Source organism: Fulvivirga marina (genome assembly GCF_016775155.1).
Lineage (GTDB): Bacteria > Bacteroidota > Bacteroidia > Cytophagales > Cyclobacteriaceae > Fulvivirga > Fulvivirga marina.
Genome location: NZ_JAEUGD010000004.1, coordinates 359578 through 369279, shown reverse-complemented (window position 1 = coordinate 369279; position 9702 = coordinate 359578). Strand labels below are relative to the sequence as shown.

Below are 9702 nucleotides of genomic sequence, written 5' to 3'. Positions count from 1 at the left end.
TTTTGAACCGTAATCACTGGCATAAACACTCCGAAATCAGTGGCATATTTCAAACCGTTATATCCAGCTTGGAGGGAAGAATTAAAGAGTTAATGAAGCGGTACTCCTCAGGCATGGTGAGGAGTACTTATTTGCTATTAAGGTAAATAGAAATCAAAAACGATATTGTTCATACACTTAAAATGTCCTTTCGGGCATTTGGAGTATCCTATTTTAGAGCAAGGTCGGCAATTGATTTTGTTGTTTTCTAAAATCGTGAATTTGGTTTTATAAGGGTACATCCCAAACAATGGGATCGTATTGCCCCAGATACTAAATATCTCCTTTTTAAAAGCTGCCGCTATATGCATTAAGCCCGTGTCATGGGTGAACACATACCTTGCCTGCTTTACTAGTGATGCCGACTGGTTCAAGTTATATTTCCCGCACGCATTATAAATGAGTACTTTTTTATTCATCTTGGTTAACCCTTCCTCCATAGGCGCCGATTTCTCAGTTTTTTCAAAAAACTTGACAATAGCTTCAGCGGTTTCAGTATCGTCAGGACCTCCAAGAAGCACAATGGGTTTGTTGATCTTGTCGCAGAGCTCAATCATCCTTTTGAGAGGAAGTTTTTTTGTGTTGTGTTGTGCCCCAATAGCATAGGCAATGTATCCCTCTCTATGAGATTCGGGTAGCCATTCGAGGGGAACAATATCTTTGTCCGGGATGAAGTAATCAAGTCCGAGGTTATCCATCTTAACGCCCAAGGGAGCTATAGTTTGCATGTATCGGTCTACAATGTGCTTGTTGGGAAGCTTATTGATCTTCAAGTTTACCATTAGCCATTTTTCCCAATTAAGCTTATCAAAAGAGTAACTTTTGACACCTAGTCGGGTTTTGATGATTCGTGTACGTAAGTTGGTATGCAGGTCGATAATGTAGTCAAACTTCTCGGCTTTTAATTCTTTGATCAGGTCATTCAATCCACCTTGCAGGTAGTGAGCCTTGTCTATGTAGACATTGGATTCTATAATAGATCGGAACTGCTGTTTTGTGCAATAATGAATCTGTGCATCATCAAGCTGCGTCTTTAAATTTCGAACCACAGGAGTGGTAAGCACTATATCTCCAATTGATGAAAATCGTATAACCAGAATTTTTAATCCCATAAACTTCTAAGTTCTGCCTTAAAGATAGGCCGATTACAAAAATCCACTTTAAAGTTGATTAGAAAAATAGGGGAGATACTGCTATTACTATTATGGCTAGCCTTTGCGTAAAATATAATTTGTAAAAGTTATATATGTGTCAAAAACATACATATTATAATGGTTTTGAAAATATTTTTATAAATTCTATTTAAATAATTAATCGGAACTATGAGATTATATACTTTATTTCTAATTGTAGTTATAATTGCAATGAGCAGTTGCGGACCAAAACTAAGACAATATAAGCTTAGTGGAGATGTTACTGTTAATAATGAGTGTCAGGGAACTGTTCCTGAATCAGTGCAGATGATGATTAAGCTGCATTATAAAGATTCTACCAATAGCCCCGAGAGTTGGACTGAGAATGTAGCTTTAAACCCCAATGGTGAGTATAGCGTGGAGACTGTACGTACTAACCTTGAAGCAAAGCAATGGGAAATTGATATTGCAGTACCTTGCGATTATATAAGCTGTCCTGTAGGGAAGGAATGTGTTGATACCCGTACAAAGGAGCGCAATTGGAATATAGTGCCTGTTGTTAATGATAATGAAACCCGGGATATTACGTTTTCCTGCACATGCAGGTGACTGAAGTTCTGTGCAGTTCGGTTTCAGTAAAAAAAGTTTGCCTAACAAATGCAGAAAGGCTTCGTTTATTATCACTTATAAACGATATTTAAAACATGAACTGGATCGAAATAGCCGGGCATACTGGAGCCCTTCTGAGTAGCATTACTTTCATTCCGCAGGTTTATAAAGTGTGGAAGACAAAAAGTGTGGGAGATTTAAGCCTTTATATGATGCTAATAGTCTTTACAAGTACACTCGTTTGGCTTGCCTATGGTGTTGCACTTAACCTCTGGCCGGTAATTCTAGCCAATGGCTTTATATGCTTCTTAAGCATCCTTTTGCTTTATTTTAAATTTGCCTTTAGCAGAAAGGTCATTGTTGTGGCAAAAGTTAAAGAATCAGAATAACAAATAGTATTTGATGCAAACATACATTGCAATACTGCGAGGCATCAATGTCAGTGGGGCTAATAAGATCAAAATGGATGATCTCAGGGCAAGGTTGACTGATTTAGGTTTCCAAAACGTAAAAACCTATATACAAAGCGGCAATGTTATATTTGATTATAAACCAATAGATCCACTTGTCCTGGCCAAAAAACTCCAGCAGAAGATTAAGGAAGAGTACAGCTATAAGGTTCCTGTAATTGTTGCCGGTGCAGAGGAGTTGAAGCAGGTGATCATCAATAACCCATTTTTGAAGGAAAGGAATGAAGATCCTGGAAAGTTACACGTGACCTTTCTGGCAGAACCTGCAAATGATGAAAACATGAGTAAAATTGATGCTTCAGGATATCTTCCTGATGAGTTTAAAATTAATGGTAAGGAGGTATACCTGTTTTGTCCTAATGGATATGGCAGAACAAAATTAACCAATAACTTTTTTGAAAGTAAACTCAAGGTGACTGCTACTACCAGAAACTGGAAAACAGTAAATACTTTGTTAAATATGGCTTACGAACAATGATAACAGGGGAAAGTGTACTTGAGACAGAACGTCTAACTTTGTTCAAATTGGTTTTGGAAGATGCTCCTTTTATTCTCAGAATTGTAAATGAACCATCCTGGTTACAATACATTGGAGATAAGAAGGTCAGGGACCTTGAAGGTGCTGAAAAGTATATTGAGGATGGACCGTTAAAAAGCTATAAGGCCAATGGCTTTGGGCTTTATCTGGTAAAGTTGAAAAACGGTACTCCAATTGGTTTATGTGGTATACTGAATAGAGATGCCTTAAGAGACCCTGATATTGGTTTCGCATTTTTGCCCGAGTACACTGGAATGGGGTACGCTTATGAGTCAGCTTTTGCAGTGCTTACTTATGGCAAAACGGTACTGGGCTTGAATAGAATTGTGGCCATTACTTCACCAGATAACTTCCGTTCAGGTAAACTACTCGAAAAGCTTGGATTGAAATTCAGTAAGACGGTCAGGTTGGTAGGTGATAATGAAGATACCAGATTCTATGAAGGCTAGTAAGTGCGGAAGTATTAAGAAAATTGCTTACAGCCCGTTAAACCAGTCTTTAAAAGCAGAAACTTTTTCGCGGCTCACTATTATCTCCTTGTCTATATCCAGCCGGGGAGTTACTTTAAGCCTGCTACTTGAGTAAACCACCACATCTTCGATTGCATTGATGTTGATGATAAACGATCTGTTGGTTCGGAAGAACTGTACAGGGTCCAGAAGCTCTTCCAGTTCCTCCAACTTATAATCGATAATAAATTTCCTATTTTGTGTAGTATAGAGATATACGGTTCTCCCTTCGGCATAAAAAAGCTGAATATCATCTGTTATAACAGATTTGATATGCTCTCCAAGTTTGACCATAAACCTTGTTTTGTAGGTTTTCTTACTGAGCTTTAGTAAAGCCACATTGAGGTCATCAAGGTTTTGTGTTATACCACCCAGATTCGTCCTCATTGAAGCCAACTTTTCCATAGCCTGCTTCAAATCATCAAAAGTGATGGGCTTAAGTAGGTAGTCTATACTATTTACCTTAAAAGCGTCAATGGCATAATCATCATATGCCGTGATAAATATGATAGGCTTGGTAATAGTTACCTCTTTAAAAATGTCGAAACTCTTGCCATCAGTTAGCTGAATGTCCATAAAAATTAATTCAACCTGCTCCTGATTTTGCTTTAACCATTTCACGGAATCCTGTACTGAAGTGAGCTTTTCAAGTACATTGATATTACTGTTGAAGCGGCTTAGATACCTTTCCAGTTTTTCTGCAGCAGGAGCTTCGTCTTCTATGATTAATACATTCATATGGTTAAAATCTTACCGGGCTAATTCAGTTTTGAGCAAAGGTCAACTCACAACTTCAAGTATAGGTATTTTTATATAATTAATATTATAAGCTTTCACCTGCACTACAGGTTTCTCACTGTAAAAACTATATGATAGTTGTACATCGTCAAAAACATTTTTTTTATCGAAAATTAGTTTTTCATTGAGTTTGTTTTGCAAAACCAGGTACCCATCTTGTTCTTCAATATTAAGTTCAAGAAGCAAGGGGTTATACTTATTAATGATCGTATTGCGGATTACTGATTCTATCAGTCTGGGTAATGTGCCAGGTACTATAGGGCTTTCTGCCAGTTCTTTTGGTATTGTTGCTTTTAGCGAGATTTTGTTATCATAGAGGTAGTTGAGTAGATGTATGATATTATTTGCTGCCTTTACTTCCTGTTGCAGGCTTGTGAGCTCTATTTTTCTATGGCTTAGAATGTATCTGTAAACCATTGATAGGTGGTCAATGTAATCCTCAGCTTCTTCCGTATTTTTATGGATAAGGGTTATTAGTGTTTCCAGGCTGTCATACAATAGTTTAGGGTTTACCTCATTTTTAAATTGCTCCAGTTCTGCTTTGAGAGTCTCAGTCAATATTTGCTCATTTTCAAGCCGGCTTAGATTTTGTTTATACAGATAGTAGTTGCTGAAGTAAAGCAGGTTATACAATAGGCTGGAAATTCCATAAATGGAATTAAAAATGATGAGTTGTGTTTCGGTAATGCTAAAAGAAAGCACATAGCTGAAGTATGAAGAAATGGCCAGCGAAATAACAATTAATGATAACAGTAGTCCACTTATAGTCTGAATAATGATTTTGCTGATCCCATCACCCTGGTCATCCAGAAATGACTCCGTCAGGTTGATATTTAACCGTAGTATTTCAAATAATAAATAGCTTAACCCAATACATACATAAACCTCCTGTCCGGTAAATATGTATGAGATCTGAGATACATTATTATTGATAAGCAGTATCAATAAATAGATCAATATCCCATAGAATGGCGGAACCAGAATGCGGAAGAGGGCATTATTTATAAATAGTCTTCTCATGAATCACGCCGTTTTTGAAAACTCACTTTTAATAACCGGGAGTTTGACCGTGAATTTGCTGCCATCTTCAACCTTAATGTTTTTATCTGTAAAATAACTGTAGCGCTTCCTGATATTTTCTAAGCCTACTTTAAAGGAGTTGATATGTGCAGGAACTTTTGTTTTGGTGTTAGTTACTTTGATGTCTGTATTATCTATGGCACTGATATAAATGCTCAGGGGTTGATCTTTACTGATCACATTATGCTTGACAGCATTTTCCACCAGCATTTGTAAGGTTAGTGGTGGCATTTTAGATTGCATAATGTTAGGAGGTAAATTGATGTCGAGGTGGAGATTGTTCTCAAAACGCACTTTGAGGAGGTAATTGTATGACTTTACAAACTCAATTTCTTCCTGTAGTGTGACATATCGACGCTGGTTATTGTCAAGGATATACTGATAGGTAGATGCCAGCCGGCGAATGAAATCTTCGGCCATGTAAGGATCCTTATAGATTAAAGATGAAATAGTGTTGAGGCTATTGAATAAATAATGAGGGCTAAGCTGGCTTTTGAGCGCTTCGAACTGCAGTTTGAGCTGCTTGCGGTGTTTCTTTGCGGCATCAATGTGCACCACGGCATACTGGTTATAAGAAAACAGTGCAAAGTAAATTAACGAGTGTAATACAACTGCAATTAGGGTAATGATAATCAGCTTTATGGTGGTATCAGCGTACAGTACCCATAGAAAGTCAAAGTCGAATTCACCAAACTCAATGGTTGCTAATATGCTTCCTGATAGAATGATAATTCCAATGGAAATAATAAGGTTCTTGCACAGTCCGATCACTAGTCTGGCCGAAAGGTTTTCTTGCCAGGATAGCCCACGGTTGAGTAACGTATCCGTTTGGTAGATTAATACAGCTATTGTATTGGCCGTAACAATACTAGCCAGTAAGTATGAATAATTTTTTGTGATCATAGGCAGGTACCCCTCTTCACTGTAGAACAGATACAGAAAGTAGATAAAGCCTATGATTGCAGAAATGACAAACCCCAACCAGAATTTACGCATATATCCTGAAACTAACCTATTGATAATCTTTGCCATAATAGCCTCAAAATAATCATTTGGTTGATTAATTTGAAGCTATTACAGGCGTTTGTTGTTATTGAACTTGCTTGGTCTTACAGTTGATTGTTTATTTAATCAATCGCACGTATGGCCTGGCCATAGTAAGTGTCCGAATTAATTTTTTTTGCAGCCACCCTGTAGGCATCCTTTACTTCTTTACCTGCGGCTTTGACATGTGGTGCCAATGCTTGCAGGGCACTTGATGCGTAGTAATCGGAACTTATAGAGCCGGCAGCTTTTATTAACGGAAGAAGCTTTGCCTTTGACATATTCTTTGATTCAGCAGCCTTACTGATCACCTCTGCAGCATAGTTTGATGAGTTTAACTTTGAAATGGCAGAGGCCAGTTGCTCAAGAGATTGATCATTGAGGTCCTGTTCACTGGCAAGTTTGCTGAGTACGGAGGAAGCATAATAGTCTGACGACATTTTTTCATCTACTAGTATGATCAGTTTTGTGTTTACATTGTCATGAAGCTTGTTGTCAAGCAACTTGGTGAAAACGGTTGCCATGTAATAGTCTGAGCTAACGTCAGAAATAGCATCCAGTATAGTAATAAAGGATTCGTCAGATAATTCACGCTTTTCGAGTGCCTTACTCAATACTTGGGTTTGGTAGTAGTCAGAACCGATATTTTTTGAGGTGTATATGATCTCAGCAAGAACAGGTCCCTCTATATTTTCCTGTTCGAGAACGTTGCTCAATACAGTGGTTTGATAGTAATCGGAGCCAATGTTTCTACTCGCTTTCATTATTTTTGAAATTGATGCAGCAGAAGTTTGATGCTCCCTCAGGGCATCTTTTAAAACTATTGCAGAGTAGTAGTCGCTGCCAATACCTCCTACTGCCTCAAAATAAGCTTCGGCAGTTTGATCATGTTTCAGGAAGATGGCAGAATTGTCCTTTAACATCTCCGACAGATAATAGTCTGAATGGATTTCTTTTGATAACCCTTTTACAGCCGATATCCGGTCGCTGTTTGAAAGTTCATCTTTCTTTAGTAGTAACTTGCCATATATGGATCGCACATGATCACTCTCAAGTCTGGAGATTTCGTCCATCACGGCATCAACACCACCTTGTCTGTAAAATCGGTTAATCCTGCTCTCAGCGGCAATACCTGTAGATCTTACCACTTCCGGTAGTATTTCAGCGAGCCATTTTTTGCCGTCGGGGTTGTAGTCAGTTTTCGTTCTTCCTTCGTAGTACTCCTTGCGCAGGCCGCTGGAGGTAGCTTCAATCAATAAGGACCTCCGGCTGCCAAAAGTAGTTTTACTAATTTCAAGATAGCCGCCAGGAGATATTGACTTAACATCTTTGTCATCATCCGTTACCTCAATTTGTCCCTTATACTCTATATTGAAGCTATGCAGTCCATTGGAAGTGGATATTTTTCTGATTTGTTTATTGTCCGTAACAATTACCTTTTCCTCGGACTTTACAATCACTTTTTGGCTGAAAGTGCTGAATGAAAAGGACAGGATGACCGCTATTATTCCTGTCCTTTTCAGGAATCCTGAAAGGCTCGGTGTGTTTTTGAGTTTTTGATCTTTGCTCATGTTTTTGACTTGTTTTACCTTTTATTATGATACAATTATCGCTATTAGTTACACACTTATATAAGCCAAGGTAGTCAATTGCAGGATGAGTGTATTGAACCGTAGATAAGGTGTATCGTTTTTCTACGGTTTTGTGACCGCTCATATAGTAATCGCTTTATAACTGTGGCTAATTTTCTTATCCTTATTTCACGTGTAAATTTTTTAAAATATTGAATTAATGACAGGATTAAAGTTAGCGTTAATGCATCGGGCATTGTTGGTACTTTTTCTTGGGGCGTGCTACATTACATCCCTGGGGCAAAGTGATGATCTGGATCCGGTTACGCGCATATATGCTATTAAAAATGCGCACATTATTCAGGCTCCGGGCCGGATAATTGATAATGGGATGCTGGTTATTAAAAATGGAATTATAACAGCCGTTGGTCAAAACATTGATATTCCTGCAGGAGCAAGGGTCATACAGGCAGATTCCATGTATGTGTATGCAGGATTTATTGATGGTTTGTCTCACGCCGGGGTGCCTAAGCCAAAGGAGGAAGATAAGAAGAATAAAGTCAAAGACCCGGGAAATCCTCCTAACAATATTGCAGGCATTGAGCCTCAGCGGGATGTACGCGATATGCTTGATCCGAATGATAAATCGGTAGATGAAATACGTAGGTTGGGGTTTACAGTGTCACATACAGTACCCTATGGAAGAATGTTGCCAGGGAAGGGTGCCATTATCTTACTATCCGGGGATAATCCGGATGCTATGGTGTATAAGCAGCAAGCATCACTGTATAGCCAGTTGGCAGGTACTCCTGGGGTTTATCCAAATACAATTATAGGGGTAATGGCAAAGTACAGGGAGTTATACAGGCAGGCAGAACAGGCTAAGGCCTATAAGTCGCTATATGCCCAAGGTGCAAATGGAATGGAACGCCCAGCTTCAGACCGGATTCTTGAGGCATTTTATCCGGTAATTGCCAAACAGATTCCTGTTGCATTTAAAGCTGAAGATGTACTGTCGATCCAGCGTGTGCTTGATTTGCGAAGTCAATTAGGTTTTAATCTTGTTCTGGCTGATGTAAAACAGGGGTGGGACATTTTTGACAAATTGAAATCTTCCGACATTAAATTGTTTTTGTCCCTTGATCTACCTGAAATGGAGGGGCAAGGCAAATCAGATACAATCAAAGTGGATAAAAAGGAGCCTCTAAAGTTAGAGGCTGACCTGGAGAAAAAGCGACTGCAAGCCAGAAAAGATGAAGTGATTAAAAAACATTACCAACAGCCAGCACTATTCAGTAGTAAGGGAGTGCTTTTTGGATTTTCAACTGCTGAGGCAAAATCAAAAGATATTAAAACTAACTTGTCTAAGCTTGTTGAAAATGGTTTAAGCGAAGAAGCGGCACTTGCGGCATTGACCACTTCTCCAGCCAATCTCTTTGGCCTTGAGGCTACTATGGGTACGCTGGACAAAGGTAAAATAGCAAACCTGGTGATATCTGATAAGTCATATTTCAATAAGGACTCAAAGGTGATATACGTTTTTATTGATGGTAAGATGTTTGAGTACAGAGATAAACCTAAAACCAAAAAAGCAGCGAAAGTGATAGGTAAGTGGACGTATAGCGTTGAAGGCTTCCAGGGGGTAAATACTGGTGACATCGTTATTAAAGGAGAAGAGGGAAATTACTCAGGAACGATCAGTAGTGTCGTTACCGGTGACACCAATGACTTGTCGGCTATCTCAGTAAATGGAAATCAGCTGTCTTTTTCGTTTACTGTGGTGTTTGAAGGCAGTGCCATTGAGGTAGATATAATTGTAACCATCGATGAAAACACATTTGAAGGTACAATGACTCCTGGTGAGTATGGTAGTTTCTCGATAGAAGGAGAAAAGGTACCGGAGAAATAATA

At 38.7% G+C, this 9702-nt stretch carries 10 protein-coding genes; 5 read left to right on the top strand and 5 right to left on the bottom strand.

Annotated features, from left to right (window positions below; genetic code table 11):
- Positions 1-137: 137 nt before the first annotated feature.
- Positions 138-1151 (bottom strand): glycosyltransferase family 9 protein, encoded by a 1014-nt coding sequence (locus JMN32_RS03400; protein ID WP_202854871.1) that lies wholly within the window; start codon positions 1149-1151, stop codon positions 138-140.
- A gap of 210 nt (positions 1152-1361) precedes the next feature.
- Between JMN32_RS03400 and JMN32_RS03395 the strand changes: the two genes are divergently transcribed.
- The 4 genes from JMN32_RS03395 (at position 1362) to JMN32_RS03380 (ending at position 3238) form a co-directional block, all read left to right on the top strand.
- Complete coding sequence (locus tag JMN32_RS03395) at positions 1362-1781, top strand: hypothetical protein (RefSeq protein ID WP_202854870.1); 420 nt, start codon at positions 1362-1364, stop codon at positions 1779-1781.
- A 95-nt stretch (positions 1782-1876) separates the two neighbouring features.
- A complete protein-coding gene (locus tag JMN32_RS03390; RefSeq protein ID WP_202854869.1) occupies positions 1877-2170 on the top strand; it encodes a SemiSWEET family sugar transporter in 294 nt (97 codons plus the stop codon).
- Positions 2171-2183: 13 nt separating this feature from the next.
- Complete coding sequence (locus JMN32_RS03385) at positions 2184-2729, top strand: DUF1697 domain-containing protein (protein WP_202854868.1); 546 nt, start codon at positions 2184-2186, stop codon at positions 2727-2729.
- The gene (locus tag JMN32_RS03380) at positions 2726-3238 is read left to right on the top strand and encodes a GNAT family N-acetyltransferase (protein ID WP_202854867.1); all 513 of its coding nucleotides are present in this window, start codon (positions 2726-2728) and stop codon (positions 3236-3238) included. Before JMN32_RS03385 ends, JMN32_RS03380 begins: the two co-directional genes overlap by 4 nt.
- A 27-nt stretch (positions 3239-3265) precedes the next feature.
- Here JMN32_RS03380 and JMN32_RS03375 read toward each other — a convergent pair whose 3' ends face one another.
- The 4 genes from JMN32_RS03375 to JMN32_RS03360 form a co-directional block, all read right to left on the bottom strand.
- Positions 3266-4036, bottom strand: a complete 771-nt coding sequence (locus JMN32_RS03375; RefSeq protein ID WP_202854866.1) for a LytR/AlgR family response regulator transcription factor — start codon at positions 4034-4036, stop codon at positions 3266-3268.
- A gap of 42 nt (positions 4037-4078) precedes the next feature.
- Positions 4079-5116, bottom strand: coding sequence for a histidine kinase (locus JMN32_RS03370; RefSeq protein WP_202854865.1), 1038 nt, complete (start codon positions 5114-5116; stop codon positions 4079-4081).
- Between the two features lie 3 nt (positions 5117-5119).
- A complete protein-coding gene (locus tag JMN32_RS03365) occupies positions 5120-6208 on the bottom strand; it encodes a sensor histidine kinase (RefSeq protein ID WP_202854864.1) in 1089 nt (362 codons plus the stop codon).
- 95 nt (positions 6209-6303) lie between these two features.
- The gene (locus JMN32_RS03360; protein WP_202854863.1) at positions 6304-7791 is read right to left on the bottom strand and encodes a hypothetical protein; all 1488 of its coding nucleotides are present in this window, start codon (positions 7789-7791) and stop codon (positions 6304-6306) included.
- A 220-nt stretch (positions 7792-8011) separates the two neighbouring features.
- Here JMN32_RS03360 and JMN32_RS03355 point away from each other — a divergent pair, with 220 nt between their 5' ends.
- Positions 8012-9700 (top strand): amidohydrolase family protein, encoded by a 1689-nt coding sequence (locus tag JMN32_RS03355; RefSeq protein ID WP_202854862.1) that lies wholly within the window; start codon positions 8012-8014, stop codon positions 9698-9700.
- The last annotated feature ends 2 nt before the right edge of the window (positions 9701-9702 follow it).